This window comes from Aeromonas sp. R4-2, assembly GCF_040908295.1.
In the GTDB taxonomy this organism is placed as follows: Bacteria; Pseudomonadota; Gammaproteobacteria; order Enterobacterales; family Aeromonadaceae; genus Aeromonas; species Aeromonas veronii.
Genome location: NZ_JBFODL010000014.1, coordinates 285,234 through 302,502, shown reverse-complemented (window position 1 = coordinate 302,502; position 17,269 = coordinate 285,234). Strand labels below are relative to the sequence as shown.

Here is a 17,269-nt window from a genome sequence, read left to right as displayed (position 1 = left end):
AACAGAATTTTTTAAAGGAAACCTGTCATGACCGAGTTGCAACAGATCATTGAAGCGGCCTTCGAGCGCCGCGACACCATTACTCCGGGCTCCGTGGATAGCGCCACCAAGTCCGCCATCCTGCAAGCCATCGACCTGCTGGACTCCGGCAAGGCACGGGTTGCCGAGAAGATCGCCGGTGAGTGGGTTGTCCATCAGTGGTTGAAGAAAGCGGTACTGCTCTACTTCCGCATCAACGACAACGGCATCATCAAGGGCGACGATGCCCAGTACTACGACAAGGTTCCCCTCAAGTTCTCCAACTACACCGCCGAGCAGTTCAAGGAAGCGGGTGTGCGCGTGGTGCCGCCGGCAACCGCCCGCAAAGGCTCCTTTATCGCCCCCAATACCGTGCTGATGCCCTCCTACGTCAACATCGGCGCCTTCGTTGACGAAGGTACCATGGTCGATACCTGGGCCACTGTCGGCTCTTGCGCCCAGATCGGCAAAAACGTCCACCTCTCTGGCGGCGTCGGCATCGGTGGCGTACTGGAGCCACTGCAGGCCAACCCGACCATCATCGAAGACAACTGCTTTATCGGTGCCCGCTCCGAAGTGGTTGAAGGGGTGATCGTTGAGGAAGGTTCCGTCATCTCCATGGGCGTCTTTATCGGCCAGTCCACCCGCATCTATGACCGCGAAACCGGCGAAATTCACTACGGCCGCGTACCGGCTGGCTCCGTGGTCGTCTCCGGCTCCCTGCCCTCCAAATGCGGCAAGTACAGCCTCTACGCGGCGGTGATCGTCAAGAAGGTCGATGCCAAAACCCGCGCCAAAGTCGGCATCAACGCCCTGCTGCGCTCCATCGACGAGTAATCAGCATTGCTGTGACCCAAAAGGGCGCCTGATGGCGCCCTTTTGATTTTGGCGCCCCTGTCACAGGCAAGCCATGAGGCATCGGTTAAGATGGATGGGACAGGATCGTTTCAAACCGAGGAAGCCTGATGTACGAGAATCTGAAGAGCCTGGGGATCCAGGATCCCGCCTCCGTCGACAGCTACACCCTGCGCCAGGAGGCCAACCACGACATCCTCAAGATCTACTTCAAGAAGCAAAAGGGCGAGTTCTTCGCCAAGAGTGTCAAATTCAAGTATCCCCGCCAGCGCAAGACCATGCTGGTCGACTCCGGTACCCATGAGTACAAGGATGTCACCGAGATCAACGCCAACCTCAAGTATGTGGTGGACGAGCTGGACAACCTGACCCAGGGCGTCCATCAGCAGGCCGACCCGGACATCAAGCAGAAGATCCTGCGCGACCTGCGCCATCTGGAAAAAGTGGTACAGAACAAGATCAGCGAAATCGAACGGGATCTGGAGAAACTCTAATCCCCCCGACTCGACAAAAGAGCGCCCAGGTGGCGCTCTTTTTATTGGCTGGCTTTATGGGACTATGGGGTTATCTGGCAATGCCGTGCGATAAGGTGAGCGGAGCACACCACCTTGTGCTGTTGGGCCACCATTGGGCAACCCGTTACATATCGCCCCTTCGAAAACACAACCCCTGCCAAGCCCCGAGACACGCTACAAGCAACCACAAATAGCAAGAGGGAGGCTTTCGCCTCCCTCTTCAAACACGCTGATATTCAGGCAACAGAATTAGTTGCTCTTCATCCAGATGTCCATGTCGGTTTTCAGGTTGTCGGACTTGGTACCGAAGATGGCTTGAACGCCGGAACCAGCCACTACCACACCGGCAGCACCCAGTTTCTTCAGACCAGCCTGGTCAACCTTGGCAACATCTTTCACACCAACACGCAGACGGGTGATGCAGGCATCCAGAGAAGCGATGTTCTCTTTACCACCGAAGGCGGCAACCAGAGCAGCAGACATCTCGTCTTTGCCTTGGCCAACAGCCTCTTCAGTAGTCTCGTCTTCACGACCCGGGGTTTTCAGGTTCATGGCACGGATAACGAAGCTGAATACCACGTAGTAGATGGCCGCGTAAACCAGACCCAGACCTACCAGCAGCAGCATGTTGTCGGCACGCGGTGATTGCACCACGAAGTCGATGAAGCCGTTGGAGAAGGTGTGACCGTGTACGATACCCAGAGAGTTGGTCAACACATAAGCCAGACCAGCCAGTACAGCGTGGATTGCGTACAGAACCGGAGCGATGAACAGGAAGGAGAATTCAATCGGCTCGGTGATACCGGTCAGGAAAGAGGTCAGGGCTGCAGAGGCCATGATACCAACGATCTTGGCGCGGTTTTCCGGCTTGGCAGCGTGAGCAATGGCGAACGCAGCAGCAGGCAGACCGAACATTTTGAACAGGTAGCCACCAGCCAGCTGACCGAAGCCGTTACCGGCAGCGCGGGAAGCGTCATCAGCAGTCAGGAAGCAGGTCATGATACCGTGAACAGTTTCACCGGCACCGTTGACGCAGGTACCAGCCTGATAGAAGAACGGTACGTTCCAGATGTGGTGCAGACCGAACGGGATCAGGGAGCGCTCAACCACGCCGTAGATACCGAAGGCCAGTACCGGGTTCTGGTTGGCAGCCCAGTCAGAGAAGGCACCGATGGCGCCACCCACTGGCGGCCAAATCACGGACAGGATCACACCCAGACCGATGGAGAGGAAACCGGTGATGATGGGTACGGCACGTTTGCCCGCGAAGAAGCCCAGGTATTCTGGCAGCTGGATCTTGTAGAAACGGTTAAACGCCCAGGCGGCGATACCACCAGCCAGGATACCACCCAGCACGCCGGTTTCGATGGTTTCAACACCCATCACAGGTGCCATGACCTTAAGGGTTGCGACCATGATGCCGTAGCCAACGATGGCTGACAGACCAGATACACCGTCGTTATTGGTAAAGCCCAGAGCAACACCCACTGCAAACAGCAGGGCCATCTGGCCAAATACGGAACCACCGGCTTGCTCCATCAATTGGGAGACAATTTCCGGCATCCAGCTGAAGTGGGCAGCACCCACCCCCAGCAGAATACCTGCGACTGGCAAGACTGATACTGGCAGCATCAGCGCCTTACCAACCTTTTGCAGATTAGAGAAAGCATTTTTGAACATTGTGTGCGCTCCTGAATGGATTGTCGTCCCTGAACGATCTATCTGGATGAAATAAGCACTGATTCATTCAGATATCTTCGAGTCGGGCTTGTTTATTTTGACCATCAGAATATAACCCAGCGGGTCATAAATTGCTGCTTTCGAAGGCGGGGGAATATTGAATTTGGAGGGAAGATCACAACTTGTTTAGCGGCTAAAAAACGCCTCTAATATAAGTTAATAATCCGCATTATCACTTTATTACAAAGACATATAAATAGCAGTTTCACTTTGTATTTTAACAATGCAGTTTATATCAAATAGCAACTCAATGTAACTCAATGTAACGGCGTGATTTTTATTTATTACAGTCTACCGATTAAAAAGGCCTCCAACAAGGGAGGCCTCAACAAATATATCTGACCAGCAAACGGTCGTATTACTCTATTTTTGCGAGCGCTTGACCGCATCAATAAACACGCTTTTTGCTTTGGTTGAACCAGCCCGCTCGGCCTCGTTCACCAGCTTCATCGCCTTGTCGATATCCCCCGCCTTGACCGCTTTTTCGATCTGGCTCTGGTAGAAGGCTTCAGTTTCACTCAACATGGCAGGAGCAGGTTTGGCTGCGACCGCAGCTGTTGCAGTTGTGGTAACGGCTGCGGTAGTCGCTATCGCTGCAACCTGCTGACCCTGGCTCATGGCCACCTTGTCGGCATATTCGGGTTTGAATACCGCTTCAAGGCCACTCCCACGGGCCATATCTTTGACTTTGATCTGCACCAAACCCCAAGGGGAGTGCGGAATTACCGGATCCTTGATATCAGGCTCAACGGTACCATTAGCGCGAGCAAATGCTTTTGATGGATGCAGGATTGTTGTGCTGCCTGAGAGCTTATCCGCGGGCGCATAAACGATCATGTATGTTTCGCTGGCCGGGTTGCCAGGCATGCTGCGGTCAACAAAAACACGCCCTTCAATACGGTCGTTATCGAGCAAGTGAGCAGGTTGATAGCTGAATACTGACTCACCCAGGACCCGAGTCACCTTGAACTCGGCATCCAGCATAATAACCTTGGGCACCATCACGGTTTTACTCACCTGTGATGCCAGGCTGATCGCCAGATTGCCGGTGTTGGTCGGTAGGCGATAAGCCGCAAAGTAACTCATCCCCTCATCAAACTGAAAAGTGGGTTGCTTGCCATCGATCGCCAGCAAGGTCTCACCTTCAGGCAAGGGGGCATAACTGAAATCTTTAAACGCCACACAGCAGCTGGAGGCTTTGGCCAACGCTTGCTTGGCTTGATCTGCATCGCTCAAGATCGAGCCATGTTCTTGCAGAGGAACAACCATGTTTCCGGCACAACCGGTTAATAGCGCAGTGATTACGGCTGCAATAGACATCTTTACCCGTTTCATTTTTCTTATCTCCATAATCCGGTGGCCGTGATCCGGCGAAACAAAACTGCCCCCATAAGGGGGCAGTCACTAACTTAACTTAAACTTTTGCTTACCACCAAGCTTCTGCTTGCACACCAAACTGGTAGGTGTCTTTGGAGGTATTGCCTTCGAAGACTTTCTTGTCTTCGTCGTTAGCCAGATAGGAGGCGAACACACGAATTTCCGGACGGGCCCAGAAGCTGGAACCGGCAGACCAGGCTTGAGCCAGGGTCAGCTTGTAGCCAGCATCTTTGTCTTCGCTACCATTGGTAGACTTGTTGTTGTCCTTGAAGTAGCCGCCTTCAAAGATGGTCTTGTTGAAGTCATCCCACTTGTACATCGGGCGGATAACAGCGGACATGGTTTCGTACTTGTCGTTGCCATCCCACATTTCGTTGCCTACACCGTAAACCAGCTGATGACCCATCTCCCAAGAGTTGCCCATCGGAACAACGCCCCAGTTGATGATACGGAAACCATCGGCACCGTCTTTGGCTTCAGCGCCGTACCAAGAACCATCACCGTAGAAAGCCATGGTCTTGGAGTAACCTTCGGTACCGTATTGCAGCACGGTTTTGTTGAAACCACCGAGGATGCCTGCGGTCAGTTCAGCAGTCAGCATGACGCCATCTTGCGGATCTTTCTTCAGTGCTTTCTGATCATTGGTTTCATTGACCAGAGCGTAATCCACGCCCAGTTCCAGAGAGGCATCGGTCCACAGCGGGATGCCGGCATAACGCAGATCCAGAGTATTGACGTTCAGATCTTCGTTCTTCACGTAGTTTGGAGCTGCACTGGTACCGGTATTGGTGTACTCGCCGAACACGTCTTTTGCGCTACGGTCGTTACGTACCCATGCGAAAGAGACTTTACCCGGACCAGCCTGGATGCCTTCGATACCAGCACCAGCACCGGAGATGTTCCAGTAGTAGAAGTCGGAGATGTGGATGTCATGGCGTTGATAGTAACGCTTACCAGCCCACAGGGTTGCTTCAGGAGCAAAGTTCAGCAAGCCTTTGGCTTGTACGTTGAACTGACGCAGAGCGAAGTCAGAATCACCATTGCACTGCTTGGCATCGAAGTTACAAACAGTACCGGTACCTTCCCAGTCGTTTGAACCGTTGGAAGCCATGGCAAACATGGAATCAACATAGAAAGTCTTGCCATCTTTGTTGAATACTTCCTGACCCAGTTGCACTTCACCGTAGGTATCATTTTCGTTACCCAGACGGCCAACTTTATTGACGTTGTATTTAACCATGTCGCCGTCGCCGGAAACACCGACGCCGGAACGGAAGTAACCGTGGAAATCTACGGCAAAGGCGGCTTGGGAAGCCAGGGCGGCAGTAACAGCTGCTGCAATCGGGAGCCACTTCATTTTCATTGTCATATTCCTTATTTCCCGCAGTGAGGAGTGTGATCCTGAATATTCAACTTCTTATCACCATGTAATCCTGTTGGTGATAACCGAGGTTGATTATAGGGAGCGTATTTCACGACAAATATGAAGCGACTCACAAAATGGCGACAAATCGCTCGGCAAACGATAGCCACAACACCTGTCAGCAAAAAAACGGCCAACAAGGCAACAGTTAACCAATAAAACCGCAAAACAAGCAATCACACCAAACCTGAAAGCGTTACCAGCAATTAATTCGCGACTGAACCAAAGTCGTTATTTTACGATCGAATGACAAAAACATGACTGAGATCGCTTTCAAGATTGAACTTTTATTTGGAGAACGGGTCTGCGGTGCGCTTGAAACCATTACGCCGATGGAATGCCAAAAGGAGAAAATATCCCTCCGCCACTATCGACAATAAGAGTGGGAAATATGCTTGCTGAGTGAGATGACATTTGTGCAAATAACAATCCCCTGCCGGTTAAGGATCAGGGGATTGATATGGCTCTTTTTCAGAGAATATTCAGGGCTGAATATCCCACTTTTTCAGCCAGCTGAGTGCCACCTGTTCGGGTTCATCGTGCACGGTAGCATCCAGCTCCAGCGGGGGAATCACTCGCGTGGCGCCCAGCTCTTGCAGCAATCCGTCCAGCCGACGGCCCGCGCCACAAAAATGGTCATAGCTGCTGTCCCCCATGGCAATCAAGGCATACCGCAGCCCCTTGAGCCAGGGCGCCTTGTCAGCCAGCTCGCTGGCAAAGGGCTGCAGATTGGGAGGAATGTCCCCCTGCCCGGTGGTGGCACTGACCAGCAATAAAAAACGGCCGGGGTCGATGTCCGCCAGCCGTGCTTCTTCGTGCAGGGTGCAGTGATGCCCCTTGCGTTCCAGCTCATCTGCCAAGGTCTCGGCCACCAGCATGGCTGCGCCGTAGACAGTTCCTACCACGATATCGATCTGCGCCATTCTCCTCTCCCTGCTTGAGTCACTCTTTTGAACAACTCTATCAGCAAGCTGGCGTCAGATGCCACCGGTTCAAGGCTGAGGCTCAGGCGCTTAGTAGTCGCTCTCGCTGGCGGGCCAGCCCAGCTCGGCAAACAGGCGCAACACATCCTGACCAAGCGGCGCCTGGATCCGCATCGGCACCTTGAGCACCGGATGGGTAAAGCTCAGGGTGCGGGCCACCAGCAGCAGCCGTTCGCAGCCGAAGTGCTCGCGAAAGAAACGGTTGTGGCGCCCATCCCCGTGGGTGGTATCGCCCACAATAGGATGGAACAGATGATCCATATGGCGGCGCAACTGATGCTTGCGGCCGGTCTTCGGGAACAATCTGACCAGACTGTAGCGACTGGTAGGGTGCTTCTTGGAGACCACGTGGGGCAGCTCGACCTTATGCAGGCGCCGGAAGGTGGTGACGGCATCCTGCGCCGGGCGATCCGGGTTGCTCATGGCATCGGCAATCTTGTCCAGCTGCTCCTTGAGGGGATAGTCGATCACCCCCTGCTCGGGCGCCCAGCCACGCACCAATGCCAGATACTCCTTGTGCACCTGACGTTGGGTAAAGGCTTCGGTCAGTGCGCGGGCAATCACCGGATCGAGCGCAAACAGCAGCACACCGGAGGTGGGTCGGTCGAGGCGATGCACCGGATAGACATGGCGACCACCGATGAGATCCCGGGTCATCTGCATGGCAAAACGGGTCTCGCCCTTGTCGAGCCAGCTGCGGTGCACCAGCAGACCGGACGGCTTGTTGACCGCCACCAGCCACTCATCCTGATAGAGCAGGGTCAGCTTCAGGTCACTCTCTTCTCGGGTTTGCGCTGGCATCATTGTTCGATCACTTTGCCGGAAAGCAGCAGATCGAAGCGGGCGATCAGGCGCAGCAGCGCTTCTGCTTCGGCCAGATCCTCTTTGTAGACTTCGCTGGCCATGGGATAGAGGGAGACGCTGGTCGGCAACGGCGCCTGCAACATCACCAACTGCTCCATGCGCGGGATCAGCACGAACTGCAGCCACTGATCAAAGCTCAGGGTATCGACACAAAAAGGCAGGGTGCTTGCCAGGGCTTCGTCACCGGGATGGTCAGCTTGCCAGCGCTCAAGGCGCTGCAACTCGGCGGTGAGTTCCCCCAACAGGCCAGCTACCAGCAAATATTGATTCATCTCGCTCTCTTCCTCATAACCACAGATTGATCCGCTGACCCGACAGGGTCAGTCAGGATGCCGGTACATTCGATCGCGCAGCACCGGCGATTCAGCCGGCTCGTCGACATACACGGCAGCCAGCACGGCCTGCCGCCGTTAAAAAAGGGCGATACTATACACCTCCCCCCGCATGGCTGCCATGTTGATATCTACCGCAACGCGCGTCTGCTGCCACTGGCTATCCTCGGCAAGGGCCTTATAATCGGCCCGCATCACCATTAGCCGGATCTCACCATGTCTGCGACGCCTACTGCCATCAATACCTTGACCGAATTTCTGACTCAGGCTGGCACCCAGTTCCAGCTGTTTGACATGGGCCGCCAGGTGCGGCCACTGGCAAGCGACACCTTTGTCCGCATCGAACAGCAGCAGGAGCCCTACCCCTGGCCGCTGCAGCAGCACGCCTGGCTGGGTGTGCACTTCTTCCAGCCGAGCGAGTCTCGCCACTACCTCTGGTTCCTCAAGTTTGCCCTCGATGAGCGCGGCCTGCTGATGTCAAATGGCCCCAAGCTGTTCATGGATCAGGTGGTGGAGACCCTGGGCTACAAGCTCACCGGCGATCTGGACGAGGAAAAAGCCCAGCGCTTGGCCGACAATCCCTACACCTTCCGCCCGGCGGAGGCAAAAATGGCCAGTCTGCACGCCAAGCTGGCGCGCCAGCTGGAGCAGGCCCCTTCCGCCTATTACGATGCCCTCTGCCACTATCTGGCCGCCCCCAACGACACCGGTTGGCAAACGCTGGGGCTGCAGGGCTTTGCCGATCTGGCCGAGCGACTCCATGATGAGCGCAATCTGGCGCTGATCTGCAAGGCGCTGCCCAAACTGCCGCAAGAACCGCTCTACGCCCTCTGCCAGAGCCTTGAAAACGCCCCGCTGCCGCCGGCAGTACAAGGCGCCCTGCTCGAGCGGATCGGCAAGGAGCAGGAGTGCGCCGCCCCCAACCCGGAGACCCTGGCCTACCTCTGCCGCGCCATGGCCTCCTGCCCCGGCAGCACGCTGCGCACCAACAAGCTGCTGACCCTGCTGCAAACCCAGCCGAGCCCTGCGCTGCTGCTCGCCATTGCGGGCCGGCTCTGGCCCGATCTGAAAGATGCCAATCTGCTCAGCCACTATCTGGAACAGCTGGCGCTACAACCGACGCAGTTCTTCAATCAGGTTTTTGCCGAGTTGGTCACTTTACCGGCCCTGCGCAATGATATGCTGGCCAGACTGCGTGACCCCGACCGCAGCGATGCGCTGGGCAAGGCCATCGGCCGTCTGTTTGCATCGGCCTGATCCCTCGCCTCCCCCTCACGCCACGAGGCAACACGGCGGGAAATAGAAAAGGAGATCGGGGGTGCCGAGCAGGACTCCCGGTTATCGACATCACGATAAGGAAGCCCGCCTATGGGAGAGATGCTCGGAATTTTGTTGCTGATTGCGATTGCCGGCCTGTTCTGGCTGCAACGCCAACAGGCAGAAGTGGCTTGGCAATACATGCGCCGCTACTGCCAACACCATGATCTGCAACTGCTGTCACTGGCTCGCCATCGGCGGGAGCTGGCCCGCAATCCTCTGCGGCTGCTGACCCACTATCAGTTTGAATTCTCCAGCGATGGCGAGAGCCACTATCAGGGCACCCTCAAGATGCAGGGGCTGCACGTCGTGGGCGTTGATCTGCCCCCCCATCGCATCCCCTCTGCCTGATCTCCAATCTCGTCTCTGCGCCCGATGGCTGTGCCTGTCTATAATCTCAGGGATTAAACAAAGGGAGAGACGAGATGGAACCCCTTGTCCACGATCTGCCAGCCCTGTTTGCCCAGCTCGGGATGGCCAACGACGAGCTGAGCCTGCACCGCTTTGTGCACGACCATCACCTAGACAATGAAACCCTGTTGCCGGAGGCCGGTTTCTGGAACGCCGCCCAGGCCAGCTTTCTGCGCGATGCCCTGTGGAACGACTCCGACTGGTGCGAGGCGATCGACCAGCTCGATGTGATGTTACGCCAGCCCCGCTAAGCCGCCCGCCCCTTTCCTCCCCTGCTGGCTTTGGTTAAGATCCCGCCCCGATATCGATCCCCCCTTCTCACCCAGAGCATGCTTATGTCCGCCCACGAGATCATCCGAATTGCCAACGAGCTGGCCGCCAAGGACCTGACGCCCACCACCGCCATGATCAAGGCCCGCCTCACCCAGCCTGTGCCGATGGCCGAGCTGCTGAAAGTGCTGAGCCAGTGGAAGCAGCAGCCAGTTGCGACCGCCGAGAGCGAGATCCTGCCAGAGGCTGTGCCTCAGCCAGCACCGGAGCTCACCCTGCAGCAACTCGCCGAACAGCTCGCGCGCATCGAACAGAAGGTGGATCGCCTGACCGACCTGCTCATCCAGCAGGGGCAGCGCTGAGCCATGTATATCGTCGAACTCTGCTTTGAGTGCTACCGCGATACCTCCCTTGGCGAGGCCGAACGAGCCATCGTCAACTACCTCGACATGCTGCGTTATCAGGGCCAGATCCTCGGGCGGGAGTTCCCCACCAGCATGCACGACGGCTATTTCGTCAGTCGGGTAGTCTGCCCGGAGCAGGATAGCCTGCACCCCGACAACCAGAGCGAGCAGGTCAAACTGGCCGAGCAGCAGCTCAATCAGGCCGGGCTGCTCGCGCCGAAACTCCAGCTGCAGGGGGCGGATCTGCTCTCCGACAGCACCGACCCTTGCGGCCAGCAGGGCGAGCGGCCGAGCTGGATGATGCTCTACACCAGCTTTTTGCACACCTGCTCGCCGCTGCGCTGTGGCGACCACTTCGCCCCGATTCCGCTCTACCAGCTGCCCGCAGTCGCCAACGGCGATCAGAAGCAGATCATCAAGTGGCAGGAGGATTGGGAGGCGTGCGATCAGTTGCAGATGAACGGCTCCATCGCCGAACATGCGGCGCTGCACGAAATCGGCGAAGTGGGCAGCCGTCTCTACCGGCGCGGCAGCGATCTGGCCAAACGGTTGGAAGTGCTGAGCGGCATCCCCACCTACTACTACCTCTACCGGGTGGGCGGGTTGAGCGCTGCCGAAGAGAAGGCGCGCCCCTGCCCCAGCTGTGGCGGTGAGTGGGCGCTGGCAGAGCCGCTGCACGAGATCTTCGACTTCAAGTGCGACAGCTGCCGTCTGGTCTCCAACCTCTCCTGGGATTTCAAGGATTAAGCGCGTTCCCTGTACACGATGCCATAAAAAAGAGCCTTGCCGCATGGCAAGGCTCTTTTCGTTCCGATGAGTAACCTTGGCTCGAGCAGGTGCTATTGCGGCAACGTCTCCAGCCGTTCCAAAAACGCTGGCAAGGAAGACGCCAACGTCAGACGGCGACCAGAATCGAGCCACTCCAGCCACACCTGACCACACTCGTTATCCAGCGAGATGAGCGTCATCTCGTTGCGGGTGGTGGCAATAAAGATGGAGGGGGTTCGTTTTAGCTTGCGCAACATCAGCAGATGGCCGATGAGGTTCTCCTTGAGCAGATCGAGATCCTCGTCGTTCCACGGCAGGATAAGTTCAAGGCGCAGCCCCTTGAAGAGGCAGGGGATGGGGCGGCTGAACCAGTGCCCGAACAGGGCAATGGCGCTGGGATGAATTGTCAGCTCAAGGGCATCGGCCATGGCCGTAAAATCGGCGGGCTCGGAGCGATAGTGAGGACGCCAGGCCACCCGACCATCGGCGGGCTCACCAAGCTGGCAGGGGGAACGCCAGTCCGCCTCCCACTCGCACAGGGGCAGGCCTCGTCTGGCCTCGCCATCCCGTTGCCAGCGGGCAAAAAAGTGCTCCAGGGCAGACAAAACTTGATCCGACATCGAAAATCCCCACAATTGCTGGCAAAGTCCGCTATTGCACCACCAAACCCGGTAACAGACAAGGTTGCCAGCCGACCTTGCGACCCGGGAAACAGAACCTGGGATACAGAGAGGCCGACGCCCAAGCCAAACGGCTGCAACCATCCGGCCCAGCAATGGCCTGTTTCATTCCACTCATCATGAGCACATTACGTGAGCAACCCTGTGAGCAAACAAGATAGATACGCCGGGGCCAGCGCCCTGACCGGCCTGAGCCTGGGCCAGCAATCCGATTACATTAGCCAGTACACCCCCTCCCTGCTGCAGCCGGTTCCCCGCAGCCTGAACCGGGATGATCTCCAACTGGGCGATGATCTGCCCTTTAGCGGTTGCGATGTCTGGACCCTCTATGAGCTCTCCTGGCTCAACGCCAAGGGCAAGCCGATGGTAGCGGTGGGGGAAGTGAACATTCCTGCCACCAGTGCGAACCTGATCGAATCCAAATCCTTCAAGCTCTACCTCAACTCCTTCAACCAGACCCGTTGCGACTCTATCGAGGCAGTCGCCGCCATGCTGACCAAGGATCTGAGTGCCTGTGCGGGCGAGACCGTCAAGGTGACCCTGTACCCCCTCGACAAGGCGCCGCACCAGATTGCCCAGCTGCCTGGCGAGTGCATCGATGAGCAGGATATCGAGGTAGACAATTACGAGTTTGATGCGTCCTTGCTGCAAGGGGCAGCCGGTAGCGAGCTGGTCGAGGAGACCCTGCACAGCCACCTGCTCAAATCCAACTGTCTGGTCACCAGCCAACCCGACTGGGGCTCTGTGGTGATCCGCTACAAGGGGCCGAAACTCGATCGGGAGAAGCTGCTGCGCTACCTCATCTCGTTTCGCCAGCACAACGAGTTCCACGAGCAGTGCATCGAGCGGATCTTTATCGACCTCAAGCACTATTGCCAGCCTGAGCAGTTGACCGTCTATGCCCGCTATACCCGCCGCGGCGGCCTCGACATCAACCCGTTCCGCTCCGATTTCGAAGCCGTGCCCGCTAACCTGCGTCTGATCCGCCAATAAAGTCGAGTTGCGACAGAGAGGGCAGTCGCACTGCCCTCCATGACGGGCAAAAAGGTTTCAATCGATGCTTTACGCAGCTGGGATAAGGGGGCTGGATAATAAAATCCAGACGAAACCCACTTGCCGGCCACCAGCAAACCACAGTAAACGCTGGACTCGCAGGGGGGGGCTTGGATAACATGCCAACACCTCTGCGCCGTCCTTAATCCAATGAATCAACTGTTTTTTCTGGCCATGATGATGTCCTCCCTGTCAGCTCCGAATCTGGATCTGGACAAGGAGCAACTCTCAATCGATCTGCAACAAGCGCAATCGATGGTACTGACCGATCCTGCCAGATGCGTCCAGATCACCACCGCCTTCCTGACGCGCGCAGCCAATAATCCCCAGCAAATCATCAGCAATCGCCAGGAGTTCGGTTATCGCGAACCCATCCTGAGTTACAGCACGGCGGCCCAGACCATAGGCGCCCACTTGCTCAAAGGGGAGTGTCTGCTGCAACTGGGCCAATATCAGGCCACCCAGCAAGCGCTCGACAAGGCGATGGCGCTGGCAGACAAAGAGCAGCAACCGGAACTCAAGGCCCACGGCCTCTATCTCAAGATCCGCAGTCAGGCCCTCAAACCGGATAACCAGAGCACCAGCCGCGCCCTGATGGATCAACTGGACGAACAGTTGGCCGTCCCCACGCTCAAGCAGAGCCAGCTGCAGATCTATGGCCGCCTGCAACGCACCAGCTACGACATCGAGAACCAGCACTTCGATGATGCCAAGGCCCACTTGGCAGATGCGCGGATCTGGGCCGCCAAGACCCCCAATCCTCTCGCCAGTGCCTGGGTCAGCGCCATCAGCGGCGATCTTTATCGCGCGCTGCAGCAGCCACAGCTGGCGCTGGGGGAATATATCGATGCCCAGCAACAGGCCAAAAGCCTCAATGACCCGCTCTTTCTCGGCCTGCTGTCGAACCAGATAGTCAAACTCTACCAGCAGGAGCAGGAGCCCCAGAAAGCGCTGCAGTATGCCAATGAGGCGGCCAACTACTTCCACTCCATCGGCAACCCTTCCCTGCTGTGTGACTCCCTGATGGTGCTGGCGCGGCTCAATCGCGAGCAGGGCGACCTCAATATGGCGCTGGTCTACTTCTTTAATGCGCTGGATCTGCTCGATGAGGGAAGCAACCGACCGCAAGCCTCCCTGCTCAAATACGAAATCGGCAAAACCTACCTGCAAAGCGGCAACCTCTCGCTGGCCAGCAACTACCTCAATGCGGCCCGCCAGTCTCACGAACTGAGCGATGCCAAAGAGCCGCTGATCGATACCCTGCTGCTGCTCGGCGAGCTCTATCTGAAGAAGCAGGAGGCCGCCATTGCCATCCTGCAGTTGGAGAACGCCCGCGCGCTGGCCAATCAGCTCGGCGATACCCGCCGTCAGTACGAGGTATTCCGCCTGTTGTCGCTTGCCTACGAGCAGAAGGGGTATCTGCGTCAGGCTCTCGACAGCTACAAGCGCTTCCACCGTCTTGGCGAGGAGGTGCGCCAGCAGGAGCAGGCCATGGAGCAGGCGGCGATCCGTGACAACTATGTCCAGGTCGAGCGGGTGCAACATATCAAAGAGCTGGAGCAGCGACTTAACAACAGCCAGCATCAGCAGGAGCGCTATCTCTGGTCGAGTATCACCACCAGCCTGCTGCTGGCGCTTTTTATCTACCTCTTCTTCACCCTCTGGCTCAAGCTGCGTACTGCCCGCCTGCAACTGAAACGGACCAATGAGGCCCTGCTGATCGAGCCACGCTCGGGGCTGGCCAACTGGCAGCGGCTGATGAACCGCTGGCCGCGGGAGATGGCAAAGCGCCAGCTGAAATCGGATCGCTGGTACCTCAGTGAACAACCCTCCAGCGAGTTCGATGACAAGCTGCACTATCTGCTGTTCCGGGTGCCTTTCCTGGTCAACACACTGGAGCGCCACGGCTATCAGGCCAGCAGAGAAATCGAGCAGGCCTTCGGTGCCTATATGGACACCCTGACCCCGCAAGATGGCCGTATCTATGACTTGCGTGAAGGACACATGCTCTATGTGGTGCCACAACGCCACGTCACCAACCTGCATCAACTGGCGGGAGACCTGCTGACCGCCATCGCCGCCTTCCCTTGCAGCTATCCGCTGGATCGCCAGATCAGCCTCGGGATTGTCAGTCACCCCTTCCTGCCGAAAGCGGCGACCGCGCTCGATCACAATGGCCTGTTTGACCTCTGCTATCTCGCCCTGTCGGGAGCCATTCAGCTCAGTGAAAAATGCCAGCAAAACGCCTGGTTGGAGCTCGCGGCGATCGATTGCCAACAAGCGGCATTTTTTAATGGAGATGTGTGGCAATGCGGCCTGATGGCAATTGACAAGGGACTGGTAAAAGTCAATTCTTCTCATGAAAAGCAATGGGTTAATTGGCCCAGCCTTGCAAGGAAGCCGGCAGCCGATAACCACCAGGAAATAATGTAGATAACAGGCGAGGATCGAAACCAGGTTCGACCACTGTTGCTATCCAACACCAAAAACAATAATGACAACAGGGCGACCTGATAATGAATGACATCGCTGCCGTAGCAGGACAATTGGCAAGACTCAGGGAATCCCTTCAGCAGAAACAGCTGGAACTCGACGGCGTGCTGTCGTTTTCCGATGCAGAGCGTGCTCGCGGCATCCAGTTTATCAACAAGTTGATGCTCTCCTGCCGTGGCTTCGACCGCGAGCTGGACAATCGCTTCGCCAAGCTCAAGCAGAAACTGGATAACAATCCCGCATTTACCTCGCTGGACGCCGACCTGCTGGCCATTGAAAAATTGCTGCAGCAGCACAGCAATGCGCTGGAAGAGTCGATCACCCTGACCCAAACTGCCATCGATCTTGGTTCCAAACAGCTGAAAAACATCAAGGGCTTCCCGGAAGAGACCCGCAAGTCCCTCAAGGAATTTCTGGCAAGTCCCGCCGGTTACGGCATTGCCGATCACCAGAAGAAGGTGATCAAGCTGCTGGAGTTCTACCAGCAGGCGATCAAGATCCAGCTGCTGCCAAGCCAACCCCTGTTGGCACCGTCAGGTGCAACTCAACAAGAAAGCGATACTGCCAGCAACGATGGCCAGCCCGATGTCGACCCGTTTGACCTCAAGGATCACGCTCGCATCGCCGATGAGCTGCAGCGGCTTATCACCGAACTCGACTTTGCCGGCGCCATCGGCGAGAGCCTGAGCGACATTCGCCGTCAGCTGCTGATCGGGATCAACCCTGCCCTGCTGGCGGAAACCTGCCTGCAGGTGATCGAGCTCATCATCGAAGGCACCCGTGAGGAGCGTAAAGCCTCCCGCGCCTTCCTCAGCTCCCTCAACGAGAGCCTGTCCGCGGTACATGTCGGCTTTACCGAATCCCTCGATGAGGGGCGTGCGCTGCAAAACGAAACCCGCGAGACCCGCGAGGCACTGGTCAACGAGTTGCAGGCGATCGATCACTCCCTGGCCAGCCATAACTCCATCGATGCGCTCAAGCGCGCCATCTCCGGCCATATGGGCGCCATCAACCTGCTGCTGCAAGAGCGTGACAGCACGGCGGCGCGGGAGCGTCACCTGCTCACCCGCCTCTCCACCATGGAGTCCAAGCTGCGCTTGATGAAGGAGGAGACCGCCGAGTACAAGAAGCGGCTGACCATTCAAAAACACAAGCTGTTCCTCGACAGCCTGACCCAGGTACACAACCGGGCCGCCCTTGATGAACGGCTGGAGCAGGAGTACAAACGTTGGCTTCGTTACCGCACTCCGCTCTGCATGGCGATCATCGACATCGATCATTTCAAGAACATCAATGACAACTACGGTCATATGGCGGGTGACAAGGCGTTGAAAGTAGTCGCCAAAGCGCTGCAGAGTGCACTGCGTGACACCGACTTCATCGCCCGTTTTGGTGGAGAAGAGTTCGTGGTGTTGCTGCCCAACATCAACCCGGACAAGTTCCAGAAGCCGCTGGAGACCCTGCGCCAGACAATCAAGAGCATCCCGTTCCGTTTTCGCGATGCCAAGGTGGAGATCACCATCTCCATCGGCGCAACCCTGTTCAAGGATGGGGACAACCCGTCAGATGTGTTCGAGCGGGCGGACAAGGCGCTCTACCACTCCAAGCACACCGGTCGGGATCAAGTGACACTGGCCTGACAAGCGGCTAAAAAAACAGCGAACAGTCGGCGCCCTATTTCCCTCCACCCTCTGTTACCACTACTATCGATCTCAGGGGATGCAACATAGCGTCCCCTTTTCTCCCCAGGGAAAAACACAACGATA

General features: G+C 56.9%; 17 protein-coding genes. 10 read left to right on the top strand and 7 right to left on the bottom strand.

Going from position 1 to position 17,269, the window contains the following annotated elements:
• The first annotated feature begins 27 nt into the window (after positions 1-27).
• Together dapD and AB5Y99_RS11945 are read left to right on the top strand one after the other, a co-directional pair.
• Entirely contained in the window at positions 28-855 is an 828-nt protein-coding gene (gene dapD, locus AB5Y99_RS11950) for a 2,3,4,5-tetrahydropyridine-2,6-dicarboxylate N-succinyltransferase (RefSeq protein ID WP_005338581.1), read from the top strand.
• A gap of 128 nt (positions 856-983) precedes the next feature.
• A complete protein-coding gene (locus AB5Y99_RS11945; protein WP_005338583.1) occupies positions 984-1,367 on the top strand; it encodes a DUF3461 family protein in 384 nt (127 codons plus the stop codon).
• 270 nt (positions 1,368-1,637) lie between these two features.
• On the opposite strand, the gene ptsG is transcribed toward AB5Y99_RS11945, so the two are convergent.
• The 6 genes from ptsG to AB5Y99_RS11915 form a co-directional block, all read right to left on the bottom strand.
• Entirely contained in the window at positions 1,638-3,068 is a 1,431-nt protein-coding gene (gene ptsG / locus AB5Y99_RS11940) for a PTS glucose transporter subunit IIBC (RefSeq protein ID WP_216956132.1), read from the bottom strand.
• Between the two features lie 423 nt (positions 3,069-3,491).
• Positions 3,492-4,463 carry a MalM family protein gene (locus AB5Y99_RS11935; RefSeq protein WP_005358661.1) on the bottom strand — a complete coding sequence of 324 codons (972 nt, stop codon included), beginning with the start codon at positions 4,461-4,463 and terminating at the stop codon, positions 3,492-3,494.
• A gap of 91 nt (positions 4,464-4,554) precedes the next feature.
• Positions 4,555-5,868 (bottom strand): maltoporin, encoded by a 1,314-nt coding sequence (locus AB5Y99_RS11930; RefSeq protein WP_005349751.1) that lies wholly within the window; start codon positions 5,866-5,868, stop codon positions 4,555-4,557.
• A 542-nt stretch (positions 5,869-6,410) separates the two neighbouring features.
• On the bottom strand, positions 6,411-6,851 hold the full coding sequence (locus AB5Y99_RS11925; protein WP_128815494.1) for a flavodoxin: 441 nt from the start codon (positions 6,849-6,851) through the stop codon (positions 6,411-6,413).
• 90 nt (positions 6,852-6,941) lie between these two features.
• The gene (gene truC / locus AB5Y99_RS11920; RefSeq protein ID WP_201955190.1) at positions 6,942-7,715 is read right to left on the bottom strand and encodes a tRNA pseudouridine(65) synthase TruC; all 774 of its coding nucleotides are present in this window, start codon (positions 7,713-7,715) and stop codon (positions 6,942-6,944) included.
• Entirely contained in the window at positions 7,712-8,047 is a 336-nt protein-coding gene (locus AB5Y99_RS11915; protein ID WP_005338596.1) for a YqcC family protein, read from the bottom strand. Before AB5Y99_RS11915 ends, truC begins: the two co-directional genes overlap by 4 nt.
• A gap of 276 nt (positions 8,048-8,323) precedes the next feature.
• Between AB5Y99_RS11915 and AB5Y99_RS11910 the strand changes: the two genes are divergently transcribed.
• The 5 genes from AB5Y99_RS11910 (at position 8,324) to AB5Y99_RS11890 (ending at position 11,256) form a co-directional block, all read left to right on the top strand.
• A complete protein-coding gene (locus AB5Y99_RS11910; protein ID WP_103251461.1) occupies positions 8,324-9,364 on the top strand; it encodes a DUF3549 family protein in 1,041 nt (346 codons plus the stop codon).
• A 111-nt stretch (positions 9,365-9,475) separates the two neighbouring features.
• Positions 9,476-9,775, top strand: a complete 300-nt coding sequence (locus tag AB5Y99_RS11905) for a DUF3301 domain-containing protein (protein WP_069526230.1) — start codon at positions 9,476-9,478, stop codon at positions 9,773-9,775.
• A gap of 74 nt (positions 9,776-9,849) precedes the next feature.
• Positions 9,850-10,086, top strand: coding sequence for a DUF2789 family protein (locus tag AB5Y99_RS11900; protein ID WP_005338602.1), 237 nt, complete (start codon positions 9,850-9,852; stop codon positions 10,084-10,086).
• An 84-nt stretch (positions 10,087-10,170) separates the two neighbouring features.
• A complete protein-coding gene (locus AB5Y99_RS11895; RefSeq protein WP_368209772.1) occupies positions 10,171-10,467 on the top strand; it encodes a hypothetical protein in 297 nt (98 codons plus the stop codon).
• A gap of 3 nt (positions 10,468-10,470) precedes the next feature.
• Positions 10,471-11,256 carry a Zn-ribbon-containing protein gene (locus tag AB5Y99_RS11890; protein WP_110303303.1) on the top strand — a complete coding sequence of 262 codons (786 nt, stop codon included), beginning with the start codon at positions 10,471-10,473 and terminating at the stop codon, positions 11,254-11,256.
• A 92-nt stretch (positions 11,257-11,348) separates the two neighbouring features.
• On the opposite strand, the gene syd is transcribed toward AB5Y99_RS11890, so the two are convergent.
• Positions 11,349-11,897: a SecY-interacting protein gene (gene syd / locus AB5Y99_RS11885; protein WP_368209770.1), complete on the bottom strand. Its 549-nt coding sequence runs from the start codon at positions 11,895-11,897 to the stop codon at positions 11,349-11,351.
• Positions 11,898-12,101: 204 nt separating this feature from the next.
• Here syd and queF point away from each other — a divergent pair, with 204 nt between their 5' ends.
• The 3 genes from queF (at position 12,102) to AB5Y99_RS11870 (ending at position 17,143) form a co-directional block, all read left to right on the top strand.
• Positions 12,102-12,950, top strand: a complete 849-nt coding sequence (gene queF / locus AB5Y99_RS11880; RefSeq protein WP_213386725.1) for an NADPH-dependent 7-cyano-7-deazaguanine reductase QueF — start codon at positions 12,102-12,104, stop codon at positions 12,948-12,950.
• A 210-nt stretch (positions 12,951-13,160) separates the two neighbouring features.
• Complete coding sequence (locus tag AB5Y99_RS11875; protein WP_199416159.1) at positions 13,161-15,443, top strand: hypothetical protein; 2,283 nt, start codon at positions 13,161-13,163, stop codon at positions 15,441-15,443.
• Between the two features lie 83 nt (positions 15,444-15,526).
• Positions 15,527-17,143: a GGDEF domain-containing protein gene (locus AB5Y99_RS11870; protein WP_323890803.1), complete on the top strand. Its 1,617-nt coding sequence runs from the start codon at positions 15,527-15,529 to the stop codon at positions 17,141-17,143.
• Positions 17,144-17,269: the final 126 nt, after the last annotated feature.

Coding starts and splice junctions, on each gene's coding strand:
- ptsG (WP_216956132.1), bottom strand. CDS start 3,068: ATGTTCAAAAATGCTTTCTCTAATCTGCAAAAGGTTGGTAAGGCGCTG.
- AB5Y99_RS11900 (WP_005338602.1), top strand. CDS start 9,850: ATGGAACCCCTTGTCCACGATCTGCCAGCCCTGTTTGCCCAGCTCGGG.
- AB5Y99_RS11935 (WP_005358661.1), bottom strand. CDS start 4,463: ATGAAACGGGTAAAGATGTCTATTGCAGCCGTAATCACTGCGCTATTA.
- AB5Y99_RS11930 (WP_005349751.1), bottom strand. CDS start 5,868: ATGAAAATGAAGTGGCTCCCGATTGCAGCAGCTGTTACTGCCGCCCTG.
- AB5Y99_RS11945 (WP_005338583.1), top strand. CDS start 984: ATGTACGAGAATCTGAAGAGCCTGGGGATCCAGGATCCCGCCTCCGTC.
- AB5Y99_RS11915 (WP_005338596.1), bottom strand. CDS start 8,047: ATGAATCAATATTTGCTGGTAGCTGGCCTGTTGGGGGAACTCACCGCC.
- AB5Y99_RS11875 (WP_199416159.1), top strand. CDS start 13,161: ATGAATCAACTGTTTTTTCTGGCCATGATGATGTCCTCCCTGTCAGCT.
- AB5Y99_RS11895 (WP_368209772.1), top strand. CDS start 10,171: ATGTCCGCCCACGAGATCATCCGAATTGCCAACGAGCTGGCCGCCAAG.
- truC (WP_201955190.1), bottom strand. CDS start 7,715: ATGATGCCAGCGCAAACCCGAGAAGAGAGTGACCTGAAGCTGACCCTG.
- AB5Y99_RS11870 (WP_323890803.1), top strand. CDS start 15,527: ATGAATGACATCGCTGCCGTAGCAGGACAATTGGCAAGACTCAGGGAA.
- AB5Y99_RS11910 (WP_103251461.1), top strand. CDS start 8,324: ATGTCTGCGACGCCTACTGCCATCAATACCTTGACCGAATTTCTGACT.
- AB5Y99_RS11905 (WP_069526230.1), top strand. CDS start 9,476: ATGGGAGAGATGCTCGGAATTTTGTTGCTGATTGCGATTGCCGGCCTG.
- syd (WP_368209770.1), bottom strand. CDS start 11,897: ATGTCGGATCAAGTTTTGTCTGCCCTGGAGCACTTTTTTGCCCGCTGG.
- dapD (WP_005338581.1), top strand. CDS start 28: ATGACCGAGTTGCAACAGATCATTGAAGCGGCCTTCGAGCGCCGCGAC.
- AB5Y99_RS11925 (WP_128815494.1), bottom strand. CDS start 6,851: ATGGCGCAGATCGATATCGTGGTAGGAACTGTCTACGGCGCAGCCATG.
- AB5Y99_RS11890 (WP_110303303.1), top strand. CDS start 10,471: ATGTATATCGTCGAACTCTGCTTTGAGTGCTACCGCGATACCTCCCTT.